The 17,440-nt window shown below is 53.5% G+C and carries 12 protein-coding genes; 3 read left to right on the forward strand and 9 right to left on the reverse strand.

From position 1 onward, the window contains the following. Window positions 1-4 precede the first annotated feature (4 nt). The 9 genes from B5M13_RS03005 to B5M13_RS03045 form a co-directional block, all read right to left on the reverse strand. Complete coding sequence (locus B5M13_RS03005) at window positions 5-706, reverse strand: ABC transporter ATP-binding protein (protein ID WP_080054234.1); 702 nt, start codon at window positions 704-706, stop codon at window positions 5-7. A 15-nt stretch (window positions 707-721) separates the two neighbouring features. Beyond that, a complete protein-coding gene (locus tag B5M13_RS03010; protein WP_080054235.1) occupies window positions 722-2,074 on the reverse strand; it encodes a DUF3526 domain-containing protein in 1,353 nt (450 codons plus the stop codon). Further along, window positions 2,071-3,516, reverse strand: a complete 1,446-nt coding sequence (locus tag B5M13_RS03015; RefSeq protein ID WP_170061081.1) for an ABC transporter permease — start codon at window positions 3,514-3,516, stop codon at window positions 2,071-2,073. The genes B5M13_RS03010 and B5M13_RS03015 overlap by 4 nt, the downstream gene beginning before the upstream one ends. A 6-nt stretch (window positions 3,517-3,522) precedes the next feature. Then, window positions 3,523-5,985: a TonB-dependent receptor gene (locus B5M13_RS03020; RefSeq protein WP_080054236.1), complete on the reverse strand. Its 2,463-nt coding sequence runs from the start codon at window positions 5,983-5,985 to the stop codon at window positions 3,523-3,525. 28 nt (window positions 5,986-6,013) lie between these two features. Next, a complete protein-coding gene (locus B5M13_RS03025) occupies window positions 6,014-6,451 on the reverse strand; it encodes a hypothetical protein (RefSeq protein WP_080054237.1) in 438 nt (145 codons plus the stop codon). A 134-nt stretch (window positions 6,452-6,585) separates the two neighbouring features. Continuing rightward, the gene (locus B5M13_RS03030) at window positions 6,586-7,785 is read right to left on the reverse strand and encodes a hypothetical protein (protein WP_080054238.1); all 1,200 of its coding nucleotides are present in this window, start codon (window positions 7,783-7,785) and stop codon (window positions 6,586-6,588) included. A gap of 35 nt (window positions 7,786-7,820) precedes the next feature. Further along, window positions 7,821-10,193, reverse strand: coding sequence for a TonB-dependent receptor (locus tag B5M13_RS03035; RefSeq protein ID WP_080054239.1), 2,373 nt, complete (start codon window positions 10,191-10,193; stop codon window positions 7,821-7,823). Between the two features lie 129 nt (window positions 10,194-10,322). Continuing rightward, window positions 10,323-11,252, reverse strand: coding sequence for an NAD(P)/FAD-dependent oxidoreductase (locus B5M13_RS03040; protein WP_080054240.1), 930 nt, complete (start codon window positions 11,250-11,252; stop codon window positions 10,323-10,325). 16 nt (window positions 11,253-11,268) lie between these two features. After that, the gene (locus B5M13_RS03045) at window positions 11,269-12,480 is read right to left on the reverse strand and encodes a GTP-binding protein (protein WP_080054241.1); all 1,212 of its coding nucleotides are present in this window, start codon (window positions 12,478-12,480) and stop codon (window positions 11,269-11,271) included. Between the two features lie 139 nt (window positions 12,481-12,619). Between B5M13_RS03045 and B5M13_RS03050 the strand changes: the two genes are divergently transcribed. The 3 genes from B5M13_RS03050 (at window position 12,620) to B5M13_RS03060 (ending at window position 17,416) form a co-directional block, all read left to right on the forward strand. Continuing rightward, entirely contained in the window at window positions 12,620-15,130 is a 2,511-nt protein-coding gene (locus B5M13_RS03050) for a TonB-dependent receptor (RefSeq protein WP_245859739.1), read from the forward strand. A gap of 264 nt (window positions 15,131-15,394) precedes the next feature. Beyond that, window positions 15,395-16,660, forward strand: coding sequence for a M43 family zinc metalloprotease (locus B5M13_RS03055; RefSeq protein ID WP_245859741.1), 1,266 nt, complete (start codon window positions 15,395-15,397; stop codon window positions 16,658-16,660). 195 nt (window positions 16,661-16,855) lie between these two features. Beyond that, a complete protein-coding gene (locus tag B5M13_RS03060) occupies window positions 16,856-17,416 on the forward strand; it encodes a hypothetical protein (RefSeq protein WP_080054243.1) in 561 nt (186 codons plus the stop codon). The last annotated feature ends 24 nt before the right edge of the window (window positions 17,417-17,440 follow it).

Genomic DNA, 17,440 nt, shown 5'->3' on the forward strand with positions numbered 1-17,440 from the left:
TCGCCTACACCGTTTGCAGATAAATAGCTTCCAACTCGTTGGCCGTCAAGTCACTGGCCGACAGCGATTCGACCAGGTGGCCCGCCCGCATGATGCCGATGCGCGTGCCCACTTCGCGGGCCCGGAAAATATCGTGCGTCGCCATCAGAATGGCCGTACCGGCCCCTGCCAGAGTCGTCAGGATTTCTGAAAACTCGTTGCTGGCTTTGGGATCGAGGCCGCTCGTGGGTTCATCGAGCAGCAGGGCTTTGGCCTGTTTAGCCAGCGCAATGGCAATGCCCACTTTCTGGCGCATGCCCTTCGAGAACGTACCTACCCGCTTGGCGTGGGCTTCGGTCTGGAGGCCGGCGCGACTCAGCAGCCCGTGCAGTTCATCGGTGGTGTGCCGAAAACCCGCCAGTTGGGCAAAAAAATCGAGGTTTTCCAGGCCCGTCAGGTTGGGGTACAGCATGACCGTTTCGGGCAGGTAGGCCAGAAACTTCTTGGTCTCCTGCGGATGCTCGGCCACAGTCAGTCCGTTGATCAGCGCCTGCCCGGAGGTGGGTTGCAGAAAGCCCAGAAACAGATTGATGGTCGTGGTTTTTCCCGCTCCATTCTGTCCTAACAGACAATAGATTTCGCCCGGCTGAACGCTTAGGTTTAGTTTGTCGAGGGAAGGGGGCTGACCCGGAACGTACTGCTTGGTTAACTCAATAGCTTGTAACATACGGCATTGGGGCGTTTACAGGTGATAGATTGTTTGGCGAAACCGGAACCAGCCCAGACTCGCAAAGAGCGTACTAAACAGAACCAGCGGTCCCCAAACCGACCCGGGATGAATCGGGGCTTCGTCGGCGAAGGTATCGACTTTGAAAGCCGTCCACTTCTCGGCCAGGGCCGGTGCATTCGTAAAGATTTTGGGGTAGAAATACAGCCGTAGCTTCTCGTGAAAGCGGGCCGTATACTCCAGAAACCGGAGCTGATTGCCCAGACCCGAGCGGGCCAGTTCGCCAAGTTGTAGCTGGGTATGCAGCGTAGGAATGAATTGAGCGATGGTCCGGCTGGCCGTTTCGCGCTGCTGTAGCTTTTGCCGCAATTCGCCTGACTGCTCCGCCGACTCATCGTCGCCCAACTGCTGCATGGCGTAGTACCACCGCCAGTCGAAGGGCATGGCCACGGTGGGTACCTGCCGGAACTGCGGGTAGTGCGCGTAGAACTTCTCGACCGTTGCGGTTTTGTCCGTATCCCATTTCTCGTGGTAACCCTTTCGCTGGGCCAGCGTAGTGGCCTGTGCTTCGGGCACGGGGTAGCGGGCGGTGATGTAGTTATTGACCCCCGTTGGCAACACAATGAGCAGGACCAGCCAGATACCCAGTAGCAGCATGGCGTTGGTGCTCGACGAACGTTTCAGCGAGACCACCCAGAAACAGACGCTGAACCAGAACAGGATGTAGCCCGCCGAAGTACCCAGGAAAAGCCAAAACGTACTATCCATCGGGATACCCAGTACCGGAACGGCCAGACCGATGATGATCCCTAACACCGCCAGCAATACGCCCAGCCGAATCAGAAAAAGCCCCCCAACAAACCGCAGCAGGTGTCGGCTTTGCACAGCGACAATCGACCAGGTGCCGTTCTCTTTTTCGGCCGAAATAATCGAATAGGTGAAGGCAATGATCAGCAGCGGGAACAGATAGATCAATACAAAACTGAAATCCACATTGCCCAGCAGCAGGTTGGCGGGGTTGGTCAGATCGGCATCATATTGCTGCCCTTCGAGCGCCCGGATCGTTACGCTCTGTATGGACGCATTCACGTCGCGCTGCCCGATGGCCAGGGCCGTAAGCGGGCGGGTTTGATTGACGACTGAAAATTTGAGATAATACAGCAGCAACCCCAGATCGTCGTGGTGAATGGCCGCCTGCCGGGGAAAATCGGTTTGCTGAAACTGGACAACGTCGGCAACAGCCTGCTGCTGACGCTGATCGAATTGTTTCCCCACAAACAGCGAGATGATGCCAACGACCAGCAAAAAAACAAGCCCAATTCGGGTGCCACCGGCACGCATAAACTGAATGAACGCAAGTCGGATCATAAAGCGGTTAAGGTTTTAGTGAATCGCACCATAACAAACCACAGCAGCCCCGCCCAGAAGACAAACGCCAGCAGCGAGATGGCTTCGTGCCCGAATACGCTTTCGACACCCGGCGACTGGTAGCTGAAGTCTGGCACCTCCTCCCAGTGTTTCCTGTCGATTTGGTAGGGCTTGTCGGTTGGGCCGAGCTTCTTATTGCTGATGAAATGAATCTGCAAGTCGTTCATTTTTTGCGCCATCTCGTAGCGGTACTGTTCGGCCTGCCGCTGAAAATCGACGTAACTGGCAAAGTCCGTGCCCGACAGTGCCATCGACAGGTTCCGAATGGCCAGGTAGGGGTCCACAAACGCCATCGCTTTGGCGAATCGGTTCTGCCGGTCGTAGATCGATAGCAATCGCCCAAAGTGGTCGTTGTAGAGATGGGCACTGATTTTCTCCCCCTCGGCCATCACAAACCCGCTGTAATTGAAGGGCAATTGCCCCACCGAATCGACCCCGTACGCCGTCAGCAGCGAATCTTTCAGCCCTTTGTAGTGCGGGTCGTTGGGGTTGTGGCTGTCGCCTTCTTTGAGCACATCGGCCTGAATGTCGGCCAGAAACCGGGCCTTCGAGGGGGCCGGATACAAATACGACCCCAGGGCCTGCGACGCACGGGGCAACACCAGGGTGAGCATCAGCCAAAGGCCAATGAGCGACACCAGGGCCGTTTTGGCCGTTTTGCTCCGGGCCGACACCAGCACGGCGATGACGCAGAAGAAAGCCAGATACAGGAAATAAGCCCCCATCAACAGCAACAGCCGGATCGTCTGATCAGCGCTGACCCTTCCTCCCTGTAACCCGAACCACAGCAAACCGGTGACCACCATCACCGGGCCATACAGGCTGAGCATCACGGCCATCAGCCCCAGGCTTTTGCCCACCAGCAGTTGCCCCCAGCTGACGCCCTGACTCAGCAGCAGCTTCAACGTACCCGTTTCGCGGTCGGTGGCCACAGTGCCGAAGCCCAGAAAAAACAGCATCAGCGGCAATAGCAGTTGTAACACCATCGCCATGCTGATCTCGCCGAACCGGAGCAGTCCCGTTGAAAAACCCGCTTCCGAGAAGTTGACGCTGTTTTGCTTGTGGGCTTCCAGATAAATGGTGTTGCCCAGAAAACTTTCCATTCCGAAATCGAACACACTCAGTGGGGCTTTGGGCCGGAAGGCAAAATGGCCGTAGTGCGCCATCCGGTGCGGGTGTTTGTCGGGGTTAGACAGCCAGTCCTGCCGGGCCTGTTGCTGGTACTTCCGGCCCGTTTCGTTCTGCTGCTGCAGGCTTACCCAACCCGTTACGGCTGCGTAGGCCAGTAGCAGCCCAATCCCGATCAGGAGGCCAAAAACCGCCCGGTTTTTAAAGGCCGTTGACCAGACCTGGCCCGCAATAAGTTGTTGCGTTTGTAGCATGATCACTTAAAATCGGTACGTCAGCGTCAGCATGGTATTGCGGGGGGCACCGGGGAACAGCCGCAGGTAGTTCTGAGCACCAATCCAGTACGTAGTATTGAATACATTATTCATGTTCAGGGCCACCTGCACGTTGGTTCGGGCGGGCGTATAATACAGTGCCAGGTCGAAGAGCGTATAAGCGGGCACCTCAAAGTCGCGTGTAAACCAGGGAATCTTACTGCCGCTGTATTGCATCCCAAATCCAATACCCAGATCACTCAGGGACGAGTTGGGCGTGAAGTTGTAACGCGTCCAGAGGTTGCCGCTGTGAACGGGGGTGTTCTGCTTACGAGCGCCAATCAGACTGGCTTCATTGTCCTGCACAATGATGGCATCGATGTAGCTGTAAGAGGCATTGATTTGCCAGTTGGGCAACAGATAACCCGCTACGTCCATCTCGAAGCCCCGGCTGCGTTCGGCTCCCCGCGTCACCAGTGAGTCGGGGTAGGTGGGTAGGTTGGCATTCAGCAGCAGGTTCCGCTGGTTGATCTCGTAGACGGCGGCATTCAGACTGATGCGGCCCCCAAAAAGCTGGGCTTTCAGCCCTATTTCTTTCAAATCGCTGCGGAGTGGTTCGAATAGATTGGCTGACTTGGCGGTGTTGTAAAAACTGCCGGTGTTGGGTAGCAGCGTTACCGTATTCGATTGCCCCTGAAAGCCTTCCAGATACGTACCGTAAACATTCAAATTAGGGCGTACCGAATAGGTGATGCCAACGCGGGGCAGCAGGGCTGTTTTCGTAAACGACAGTTCCCCCGGCGACTGGTAGTTGGTGATGTCACGAAACCATTCCTGTCGTAAGCCGAGCAGGATCAACAGCTTGTTCCAGCGCAGTTGCTCCTGCACGTAGATGGCATTGGTGGTCGTCAGGGCGGCTGGCAGCGGGGTACGGGCATTCAGTACGTAATCATTAACATTCCGAATGGTGTAGGTTGGGTTATTCAGATCAAAATAGCTCACGTTTGGCCGGGGGAGGGTTACGCCCCCAACCGTGATAGTCTGGTAATTGGCTGCGTTAGCCGGGACAAAGGAGCCCGCTACCGTACCGTTGGTAAGCAGAAATCCCCGCGCCGAATTCTGCCCTCCGCCTTTGAGTTTATGCCAGTCGGACAGGTCATAGCCCACCAGCAGATCATGCTGGGCAGCTCCCGTGTTGAACGTGGCATTGAGGTAGGCGTTCAGGTTGTCGACGTTCCAGAACTGTTGCCGCTGCACAAACTGCATACCTGCCAGCGAGGTAACGGGTTTGTTGGTCAGGTCAACCGCAAAGGCATTGGTAGTCCGGTGCTCCTGCAAATCTTCCTGCCAGGTTTGCTTCATGTACGACGCATTGAGGCTGATGTGGTCGGTAAACTTGTGCGTCAGATTGCCCATAATGATGAGCTGCTTCGACTGAAAGAAGTCGTTCGGAGCTCCCAGATTCAGACTAATCGGTGTACTGTTGAGGTCCGTTTTTCCGGCTACAGCCCCGAAAATGGGTTGCCCCCGGTCGAGGGTACCTGACTGGTTGCTGTAAATCAGCTCGGCGTTCAGCGCCGTGCGGGTATTGGGGACATAGGAAAACGAGGGCGAGAACAGCACCGAGTTGTTGCGAACCAGATCGCGGTAACTACGGGCTTCCTGGTAAGCCCCATTGACGCGGTAGAGCAGCGTTTTTTGGGCATTCAGTGGTCCCGTAAAATCCAGCGTGCTTCGCAGCGTGCTGAAACTCCCCACACCCAGGCTTGCTTCCTTTCGGTTGACGGCCAGCGGCTTTTTGGTCACCAGATTGATACTGCCACCCGGATCGACGGAGGAAAACGACGCACTCGCCGGGCCTTTGAGCACCTCCACCCGTTCGATGTTGGTCGTCAGGGGTTGCAGGAAATAATACTGCCGGGTGCGCATGCCGTTGATGATCTGGCCTTCTTCGTTCTGACTGATACCTCGAATGGTGTACTGGTTATAAAAGCTGGCGGGGGCAACGCCACTGACAATCTTGACCGCATCGGCCAGTTGAAACGCCTGCCGGTCGGCCATCAATTCTTTCGTAACCGTCCCGATCGACTGAGGGACATCTTTGTTGAGCGCAGCAATCTTGGTAGCCGAAAAGGAGTAGTCACTGGTATAGTCTTTGGCGACGCGGCCCACTACCTCCACCGTTTGCAGCTCGGCGGTTTCGGGCACGAGTTCCAGGGTAAAAAAGCGGTCGCGGGTTTTCGCGGTGAGGGTTTTAAACCCGACAAAGGACACCTGTAGGGTGCCGCTGCCGTTGAGGATGAATTGCCCACTGGTATCCGTTACCGTTCCCTGATTAGTGGTTAGTAGTTTGACGGTAGCACCCACAACGGGATCGCCCGTAGTGGCATCGACGATTTTGCCCGTGATGGCCTGTGCGTTTAGGCAATAGGAAACCAGTACAAGTAGTACGGTAAATACTTGCTTCATGAATTGAGGTTGTATGGTTAAAAATAACTTACTTCATCACCGCCGTCAGCCGGGCTTCGATCTGGCGGATATTGTTGAGTGTTTCTCGCTGCAAATCCCGCATCTGATCGGCTGGCAGGTCCTTCAGCGTCGCATCATGATGGTGATGATGCTCACCCTCGCCATGATGGTGGTGCTCATGGGGCATACCCGGCACTTCGACCAGATTCTCTTCCCATTCCTCAAAAGCCGTTTTCAGACTATCGAGCGTGGCAACCCGGGCCGGGGCATCCGGCAGTTTCTGCGCCAGAATTACTTTTTTCAGGGAGTCAATCTGCTCAATTTTCGGCTCTACCGTTTCCTGAATCTCGGTCGCCTGCTGGTGATACCCGGCGGCTTCTTCCATCAGGGGATCTTTCTTATCGGACGACGAACAGGCAGACAGGCAGGCCGTCAGGAGCAATACAGGGGCGAACGAGGGTTTCATTTGGCTTATGATTGGGATTTTGAAGCAATTTACTGTTTTTGCAACAATGATGCAAAAATATGAAACAGGAGAATTGCACAAATAAGCCCCTGCCTCGTGTTGAAGCAGGGGCTTGTTTACAGGCATAAGCCTGATCAGAACGTCTCAATACTACTGGGGTCACCCTGCGTTGTGACGATTGGCGATGGACTGGCGGTATTGGTGGCTGGGTCGTAGGAATAAATCCCAACCCCTGACGTACCGGCAATGCCGAACAGCACTTTGTTCTCAAACAAGCCAACCGAAGAACCATACCCGTTCGAATACGGCAGGTTGAGCTTGGTAATCGTTTTGTTGGCCAGATCCACTTTAAAGGCACCGTAGGTGCGGTCGTTCACATAATTGGGTGGGTTGCTGGCCAGCGCGTAAATGTTACCCGTCGCGTAAACGATCCCATTTCCGGCATAACGCATCCGCTGTAAGTAGTCCACTTTGTTGCCCGGCACACCAGTGATGCTGTAATCGGCTACGTTGAAAAAGTACGTGGGATCAAAGGCGGTCTGGCCGTTTTTAATGCGTAAAAAGCCGCATTTCTGCGTCGGGCCACCAAAGCCGTAAGACGCTACACAGAAAATGTACAGATCACCAGCTTCATCGAAAAAGATGGATTTCTGCTCGTTGATACTCCCCGCCCAGGTACTGCGGCTATCGGTAGCCGAGGTAATGGCGAAATTGTTAGTAACGTCAATAATCAGCACCTGAACGGGGAATTTGCTGGTGTAGCCGTCGCTGGTCTGGCTACAGGCGACGTACAGCTTTCCGTCGCGGAAGGCCATCACGTTGGCATCGGGGTTACCATCGCCCCCCAGCGCATACTTCGTTAAATCGATGGTGTTCAGCACCGCCAGCGTCGTGGGATTGAACACCAGAATTTTACCGGTTGCAAACAAGGTGGTATACGCCCGCGTATCGCTTTCGATCACCGTACAAATGGGTTGAGAACCGGCGGGGGCTACCACAGTACCGGCTTCGGCCAGGTTGCCATCGCTTTGCCGGGTGTATTTCCGTATAATGTCGCCAAAGCGTTGGGGCATCACAAACACGTCGTTCTTATACACAGTCACATACGGGTACTCCGTCGACTGTCTGGATTTGGCATTGGTGAAGGACGTAACGCTTAAATCTTTCAACGTTCCCACGTACCCAACTATGGGGCTGGCCGTGGTAATGTTGGTGGTAATAAGCAACTTGTCTAAACCCGAAGAAGGGTCGGCGGTTGGTTCCGACGAGGAACACCCTCCGGCCAGCGAAGCAACCAGCAGGGCGGCACCGATGCGCGTAATTGTGTGTTTCATGGATTGACTGAGAAAAAGTAGATGAATCAGGTTGGTTAATGATGGTGGTCGGGCGATTCGGGCCCGAACAGCAGGTAACGGAATTTGATACGGAACGTCCGGCCCATCAACGGTTGATTGAAATTGTTGATCACCGATGCATTGGTTAGATTATTGGCCTCTCCGGTAAACGTGTAGCGGCTTTGGCGGAACGACTGCTCTACCGAAAGGGTATGTGTGACGTAGGTTGGGATAAAAAACCGGTCGTACACACTCACGTTGAAGCCGTAATTGTAGCGATTCATGAAGCTGCCGTCGTAGATGATCCGGGTTTTGGTGTCTCGCCCAACCAGGTGCTCCCGATGAAATTCCAGATTCCAGTTGGCAAAGAATTGGGGGGTATTCGGAATCGTCAGGTTATAAGTAGGGTTAGGAACCGTTGTGCCGGGAATAAACCGGTTAATGTCGGTCAGTATCTGGTAGGTGGTATTCAGGCTGGCGTAAACGCTTTTGGTCAGGTCGTATTTTACGTCAATATCCACCCCCCGGATGTTGGCTCTGGCATAGTTGACATACCCCAGCGTCAGGCCATTACCGGAGAGCTGAATCAGGTTATCGACATTCATGTAGAAGCCATTCGCTTCGATCTGCAACCGGTTTCTCTGGCTGTTGATGTGATCATACACAAGCCCCAGATTATAGTTGTGCGACAATTCGGGTTTGAGGTAGGTGGTGGGAGTAATCAGCACCCCATCGCCAAAAAGCTCCGTATTGTTGGGTAATCGGACGCCCCGTTCGTAGCTGCCTTTGGCCAGCAGGGCTGGTGAGAAATTATACCGAAATCCGGCATTATAGCCCGGTTGGTTCGTCAGGGTGTTTACCCGGTCGGGTGTTGTGTTATTGAGGTAAATGCTGGTGTTATAGCCCTGCACCAGATTATAATAATGTTTGACGGCCGCCGAGAGCAATAGTTTGTCGTTGGTAAAGCGGGTTTCTGCCGTTAGCCCGGTAATGCTGTTATGAATGGAGCCGGGGAAGTTGTAGAGGTTCTTTCCGGCAAACGCATTGCCCACATCGTCGCGGGGATCATAGGAGACATACCGCGCCGTGTTATTCAGGTTCAGCGTGAGCAGCTTATTGACGCGGTAATCGAGGTTGAACCGCTGCCGATGGTCGCGCTGTAGATTGGTCGACAGATTGGGGCCGTTGCCCAACTCACCCCGCCCAATCCGACTGGGGACGCGCCCGCCGTACCAGTCATAATTGTACGACGAGGTGTCGATGAACTGGACGTTGAAATAGGCGTAAATAAAATTGTACCGAAGCCCCAGTTTGTTGTGGGCAAAGCTCTTTTTGGTGAGGCTGAACACGCCCACGCCCGATGAACCGTTGCTCTCGACGTGCTGAATATTTTGCTGGATGCCCTGAATCTGTTTATTGTTAGCGACATAGGCCCCTTCCAGTTCCACTTCGTCGAACCACAGGTGGTGAAACCGGATGGAACCTCCGGCTAGCAGCGAATGGTAGTGATCGTGATCCCGTTGAATCCGCAGGTCGGGTTGATACGGCGACTGCATAGTGTAGTTGTTATCGCTGCGGGTGTCGAAAATACCGCCCCCGATCTCAATGCCGGACTTTTCGAAGGTTTTTTTTAGAATTAGTCCCAATGATTGGGTATTGTACGACTGGCGCGAAACGGTTGCATCGATGTAGCTGACATCCCGATGTTTGATGATGACGTTCACGGCACTACCCAGGCCATCGCCCCCCAGAAAAGCAGGAACGGCCCCCTTATAAATCTCGATACGTTCGATGATCTGTATAGGCAGGTCATTGATGCCCAGCGTACCGTCGGGGGTATTCAGTGGGTTGCCATCAATAAATACCTGGACTCGTTTCCCTTCCAGCCCCCGGACTGATATGCGCGAATCGCTGCCTAAGCCACCACTCAGCCGGATTTGTACCCCAGCCTGGCGAGCCAGTATCTCGTTTAGATTCCCGGCCCTGTTTTCGATTTGCCGGGCCGTGATAATCGTCACGGGCATCACATTATTGCGTATTTTCTTCTCTTCAGCCTGTTCGTCAGTCGTGCCGGTAACGTCTACGGTTTGCAACTCCGTCAGTTCAGGTGACAGATCCACCGAAAGTTCATCAATCGTTGAGTTAACCGTGAGCGATTTTTCGACGGTTTGATAGCCAACACTTGACACACGGAGTGTCAGGTCTCCACTTCTTATATTTCGAAGCGTAAAGGCCCCTTTTGCATTCGCTATGGCCCCGGTCGATGTTCCCTTAATCCGAATGGATGCCCCCGCTATAGGTTCTTTCGTTAAGCTGTCTCTCACATGGCCTGAAACCGAAACCCGATCCTGTGCCTGGGCACACATGACAATGACAACGAATAAGACGAACGAGTAAAGAATTCGCATCCTACCGGCTTAGAAATAGTATAGTTAAAACCTGCATATAATTTGGCGGGCGGGGAGTGTTTGACTAACTTGAAAATACCCAATCATCTCATGCTGTCTTTGGATACTCACCCGCCCACAACAAAGTACTTAACCCACAATTAGGTTCGTTTCGATTCGGTTCAGCAGGTCCTCCTGGATCAGTTCCCGATTGATCCAGGCTCCGGCTTTGGAACCACTGGCAACCGCGATGGCGACCTGCCGAAACAGGGTTGTCGCGTCTCCGGCGGCAAACACGCCCGGCACGGTTGTCTCCCCAAAGTCGGTTGCCTGAATTAGATTTTGTTCTGTCAGTTGGCAGCCTAGCTGTTGGGCAACATCAGAGGAAAGTTTGAAGGGTAGGCGAGCATACAACGCCTTGAGTTGTTCCCGGCTTCCATCTGCCAATACCAGCGCCGTTAGTGCTCCATTGTCGTGTTCAATGGCAGTAAGTGGCGTCTCGATGATGAGAATGTTGAGTTGTTGCAGGGTCTGCCGTTGCGCTTCCGTGAAGGTGGCCGGGCCATTGGTAAACAGGTGCAAGGCAGCGTTCCAGTGCTGGATGAGCGTCGCCATTTCATACCCCACATCGCCATTGGCCAAAATGCCCACAGGTTGATTACGCACTTCGTAGCCGTGGCAGTACGGACAGTGTAGTACCGAACGCCCCCAGCATTCAGCAAAGCCGGGCAAATCGGGCATACGATCAACCAAACCAGTGGCTAGTACCAGTTTCCGGCTCGTGAACGAATGCCCATTCGCCGTTGTGACGCTGAATCCGCCTGGTTGGCCTACCGCCGTTACGGCAAAATCCTCCCGAAAAGATACCGTCGAGTACGTCTCTAATTGCGCACGGGCAATGGTCGATAACTCCGTTGGGGTCGCTCCGTCGCGGGTCAGAAAACCGTGCGAATGCGGTGTCTGTCGGTTGGCGGGCTGCCCGGCATCAATGACCAGTACCTGCCGGAGGGAGCGGCCCAGTACCAGGGCGGTACTCAGGCCCGCGTAGCTCCCGCCAATAATCATCACATCGTAGTCCATGATAGTTGAGTTTTACTTATTCCCAAACCGGGAACGGGTCTTTGAACGCACCCCGGTTTTCCATGTGCTTCAGTTCCAGTTCGGTACACAGGCATTCCTGTAACTCGGCCGTAATCTGCGCCTGGTTCAGGTCCTGCCCAATGATCACTAATTCATTCTGGCGGTCGCCAAAACGCTTGTGCCAGCGGGCTTCGATGGCTTTTTGATTTTCCAGAAAAGCACCATACTGCATTCGTTTGGCAAATGGCATGGAGGCCCACCACACCCCGGCGTGTTCGGCCCGCAGACTGCCACCGGCCTGGCTGAAATTCAAGGCATCGTTCGGACGTGAGGCCAGCCAGAACAGGCCCTTGCTACGGATAATACCCGCCGGAAAGTTCTTGCTCAGATAGTGCCAGAACCGCGCCGGATGAAAGGGTCGACGATCCCGGAACACAAACGACGAGATGCCGTATTCTTCGGTTTCCGGCGTATGACCTTTACCGGATTTATAATTTTGCAATTCCTGAATCCAGCCTGCCGATTGCGAAGCTTCGTCGAAATCAAACAGATTCGTATTCAGAATCTGGGCTGGATCAATTTTGCTGAATTGGCTCTCGATGAGTTTGGCTTTGGGATTGAGCTTCTGTAAAATAGCTTTCAACTCGCCCACCTGCTGACGGCTGAGCAGATCCGTTTTATTGAGAATAATCACGTTGGCAAACTCAATCTGATCGGTCAACAGATTGACAATGGTGCGGGTATCGGCTGCGTCGTCGTTGAGTTGTCGTTGATAAACCGTATCGACGGAGCCGAAATCGCGGCCAAAATTAAAGGCATCGACCACTGTCACCAAGGTATCCAACCGCGAAAACCGTGACAAGTCGATACCCTGCTGCTCATCGACAAAGCTGAACGTTTGGGCAACCGGCAACGGCTCAGAAATACCGCTTGACTCGATCAGCAGGTAGTCGAACCGATTTTCGCGGGCCAGTTTCTCCACTTCCAGCATTAAATCTTCCCGTAATGTGCAGCAGATGCAGCCGTTACTCATCTCCACCAATTTCTCTTCAGTGCGGGAGAGCGTATTCTGGTCTTTCACAAGCTGGGCATCCACGTTGACTTCGCTCATGTCGTTGACGATAACCGCTACTTTCAGGCCTTGCTTGTTGTGCAGCACGTGATTGAGCAGGGTGGTTTTACCGGCTCCCAGAAAGCCACTAAGTACCGTAACAGGTAATTTATTCATGCGAGTAGAACCTGATTGATTGTAAATGCAACTATGTTGCAAATATAATTTTTTTCGGTCAGCTTTCACCGGCAGGATAAAATTTTCTGCAACATCGTTGCAGAGGTTGTAGTTTTGTTGGATAAAGTGATGAATACATATGCCAACTAATTACCCGAAGCGGCCCGGCATCCACTGGTTCAACAGATGGGTAGGTATGCTTATCGGAACCTTACTGATTTCGTTCATGCTGGCTGACGCTGTAGTTGCTCAGGCCCTCCAGACCGGGTTAAGCCAGACCGGGTCCCTCCAGACGGGGTCAAGCCAGCCTGCACCGGGCCTCGCCTGTCGGGATTCGCTGACCGGGCTGATTCAGGGGAAAGACCGCAAAGGCTCTGCGCTTGCCACACCCCTGCCGGGTGCTACCATCTACCTGAAAGAAACCCGCCAGGGAGCAGTTACCGATGTGAATGGGCACTTCCGGTTGACGGGTCTTTGTCCCGGCCAGTATACCGCCGAGTACCGTTTTGAGGGGTATGAAACCCAGGTGCGCCAGATTCAGGTTTCGGATTCAGGTCTGGTCGGGCCGGTGGATACAGTCATTACCCTGATTACAGAAAACATTACGTTACAGGAAGTTGTCGTTACCGAACATCGCTCCGAAGCCCAGCAACTACTCCAGGTGGAAAGTGAATTATCGGGGCAGGCCCTGGCGGCAACCCGGGGTCAATCACTGGGCGAGAGCCTGAAAACGATAACGGGATTGTATTCCATCCAGACCGGCCCCAGTATCTCCAAACCGGTGATTCACGGCCTATACAGTAACCGAATTATTACCCTCAACAACGGAATTCGCCAGGAAGACCAGCAGTGGGGTAGTGAGCACGCTCCCCTGATTGACCCCTTTATTGCTTCGCGGGTAACCGTTATAAAGGGAGCCGCCAGTATCCGCTACGGCTCCGATGCCATCGGCGGGGTGATCCTGGTCGAACCGAAGGCCATGCCAACCCAGCCCGGCGTCGGAGGAGAAGTAAATCTGGTGGGCGCTACCAATGGGCGGATGGGTGTTGGCTCGGCCTATCTGGAAGGGGCTTTTGACAAGAAACTCACCGGTCTGAGCTGGCGCTTGCAGGGCACGCTGAAGCGGTCGGGTTACGTGCGGGCACCGGGCTATTTCCTGGAAAATACGAGTTACCACGAAAACAATTTTTCGGGGGATATTCACTACGACTATCGCCGGGTTGGCCTTGAAGTGTATTACAGTCAGTTCGATACCAAAATTGGCTTATTTACCGGCGCTCAGGTGGGTAGTCTGGCCGATTTATACGCAGCCCTGAGCCGACCAGAACCGCTTTCACAGCCCGGCTTTTCCTATACCCTCGACCGACCGAATCAACAGGTATCGCACGGCTTGCTGAAAGTGCGGGCTTACTGGCGTATCCCGCAGGGTGGCACCTTAACCGCGACCTTTGCCCGCCAGCAGAATGAGCGCCGGGAGTATGATTATGTCCCGTTCAGTGGTTCACTGAACCCTGAATTATACCTGAAACTGGTTACCCATACCGGTGATCTGATTTGGGAACATACGGCTAAACCCAACCCCTCGAATGGCGTCTGGTCAGGCAGTGTAGGGCTTAATGGCATCACACAGGGAAATGTGCGCGAATTTTTATTTCTCATTCCCAACTTCCGCAATTATGGTCTGGGTGGGTTTGCCATCCAGCGCTATGCGATCGATCGCTGGACGCTGGAAGCGGGCCTGCGGTACGACTACCGCTGGTTACGCGCTTATTTTCTGGATGAACCCACCAACCGGATCTATACCCAGACACACAGTTGGGGGAACGTAACCGGCTCGCTGGGTGCGTCATATCAACTACGCCCGGACCTGACCCTTACAGCCAACCTGAGCACTGCCTGGCGTGCGCCAAACGTAGCCGATCTCTACTCCAATGGGTTACACCAGAGCGCCGTCGCCTACGAGATTGGCAATCCGAACCTTAGCCCCGAACAGGCCTATAATGGCAATCTGGTGCTGGCCTACAGCGGAAAACGGGTAACGGCTGAACTCGGTGTTTATCATAATCAGATCAATAACTATATCTATCTCAAACCCGATTCAATTCCTATTATTCGCCAGCGGGGTGCCTTTCCGGCCTATAGCTATACGCAGGTGAATGCCCGCTTTCGGGGCGTCGATGCGTCGGTTACCTATAAGTTTACCGATCAGTTGAGCCTGACGTCGAAAACCTCACTACTGTATGCCTATGACCAGACCAATCATGGGTATCTGGTGTCGATTCCACCCAACCGGACGGATAACAGCCTGCGTTATGAAGTGGCTTCCTGGGGTAAACTGAGTCGCGTTTATGCCCAGGTAAGTGGGCTATACGTTGCCCGTCAGAACCGCGCTCCGGCCGTCACGGAACGACAGGAGAACGGGCAAGTTATTTTTACGGGCGATTTTGCTCCACCACCAGCCGCTTATTTTCTACTGGGTGCTGAGGTAGGCTTTTCGGCAGCCTTGGGTCGTCAACCGATCAACGTCGTGCTGACTGGCAGTAACCTGGCGAATGCTTCCTACCGCGATTACCTGAATCGATTTCGTTATTTCACCAACGAGCCGGGTAGAAACCTGAGTGTAAAGTTGGCGCTGCCGCTAAAATTTTAATCTATTTTTTATGAAGAATACGTCAGTAGCGCGTTGAGAGATCATGCCAGAGAAGTGATGACCCCTCAACGCTCCTATTCGGACAGATGATAAACGACGGACAGACCGAATTGATCAGAACAACCTTATCTATCGAATTGATGCATGAACCTGTACAGAATTAGTTCGGTCATATCGGTTGCTTATCGTGGTGTTACCAGGAGGATAGGGAGTTGGCTGTCCATATACAAGCTCGTGTTGGTTGTAGGATGTTTCTGGTTGCCCATGCTGGGCTGGTCTCAATCGGTTGGCCTTGATTCAAGCGTTCACCGCTGCGGTACGACCGAGTTTGAGCAGACTCTTCAGCGGTATTATCCGCTTCGTCGGTTGCAGCTTAACGCCCTGAATGAAAAAATCCGCCTGTTTACGGCCCAGCAAAGCCAGGCTCGCGTGGCTGGGCCGACGCCCCTCTTTCGCATTCCCATCGTGGTTCATGTCGTACACGCCAATCCCAGTGGGCAAATCGGGGGCAATAATAATCCCAATATTTCCGATGAGCAGATTGCTTCCCAAATTCAGGTATTGAACGAGGACTACCGCTACCAAGCGGGCACACCCGGTGCTGTCAATGCATCGGGTAGTGATACGGGCATCGAATTTTTTCTGGCTCAGACCGATCCTCAGGGTCAACCGACTAATGGGATTACCCGGCATTACTACCCCCAGCAGACCAGCTTTCAGGCGTACAGCCTGAGTGATGCCCTGACGCTTTCGCAGATCGTGGACTGGCCCAGTGACCGTTATCTCAATATTTGGGTCACTACGTTAAGCGGAAATTACCTGGGCTATACGCAGTTTCCCACAGCCGCCGATACACTCGTCGGTTTGCCTACTGATGCGGATGATCGTCTGGATGGCAGCATCATCGACTACCAGTATTTTGGTCGGCAGACGGGCACAGCCACCAGCCGCTACTACGGGTATGGACGAACTGCTACGCATGAGATTGGGCATTGGCTGGGACTGATTCATACCTGGGGTGATAGCGACTGCGGGGATGATTATGTGGCCGACACGCCACCTTGCGAAGGGCCTAATCAGACGTTATATTGTACTCCCATTTATTCCAGCTGTAAGGGCATTCAGACCCGTAATCTGATTGAAGATTACATGGATTATTCGCCGGATCAATGCATGAGTCTGTTTACCCCCGATCAAATCCAGCGTATGCGAGCGGTGTTGCAACTAAGCCCCCGACGGGCCCGGCTGTTTCAAACGGTGACACCGTTAACGGGCACCGACCAGCTTACCGTTACGCTTTCGCCCAATCCCGTCCTGACGGAAACCACCGTTTCGGTTCAGTTTACCGGCACCGAACCCCTAACAGTAACCCTTCTCGACGAATGGGGCCGACCGGTGCGTAACTGGACGTATACTGCCATAGCCAGCACTCGACTGAATCTGCCCGTAAGCGGTTTGCCAGCAGGGCTATACGTTGTACGGGTGTCGACCAGCCAGCAGACCCGTAGCAGCCGAATGCTGGTGCATTAATCCTTTCTTACCTTCTTCCACAGGGCTGCCTGATACATTAAAAATTAGTAAATCGACTCAATTAATCCATCATTTTTGCAACTTTGTTGCGGAAAGGTAGTTTTACCGGTACATCTAGCGGCCAAGTGCTTCATCCTGGCATTTTCTTTAAGCATGTACCCGTGAAATGAAGTAACAAATTATCGTACAACCATTATGAATAACTCATTCAAACCATCCTGGTTACTGCTGGTTCCACTTACTTTATGGCTAAGTAGCTGTAACAAAGAAGAACAGTCCGTAGCGCCAACCATCGACAACGAGTCACTGACCACCGCTACGCTACAACTGACCAATAAAGCCAATTCGGCTGACGTAGTCACGGCAACGGTCGATAACCTCGATAAATCGGCCGATTTCAGTAAGGCAACCCTCAATCTGAAAGCCAACACGACGTATTCAGGCGTCATTCTATTATCCGACAAATCGCAAACACCGGCGACCGATGTGACGGCCGAAATCAAGGATCGCCAGAATATTCACCTGTTTGTGTATACTCCCTCGCCTACGAGTCTGCTGACCGTCACCATCACCGACAAGGATACCAATCCATCGCCGGGACCTTATCCGATTGGGCTTACGTATGATGTCAAAACGACGACGGCAGGTACGGGCTCCTTAAATGTAGTACTGCGTCACCAGCCTAATTCTAAAAATGGCACGGCCACTCCCGGTTCTTCCGATCTGGATACTACGTTCCCTGTCGTGATTAAATAACCCACTTCTTAGTTAGCTTAATTG

Source organism: Spirosoma aerolatum (assembly GCF_002056795.1).
Classification (GTDB): Bacteria; Bacteroidota; Bacteroidia; order Cytophagales; family Spirosomataceae; genus Spirosoma; species Spirosoma aerolatum.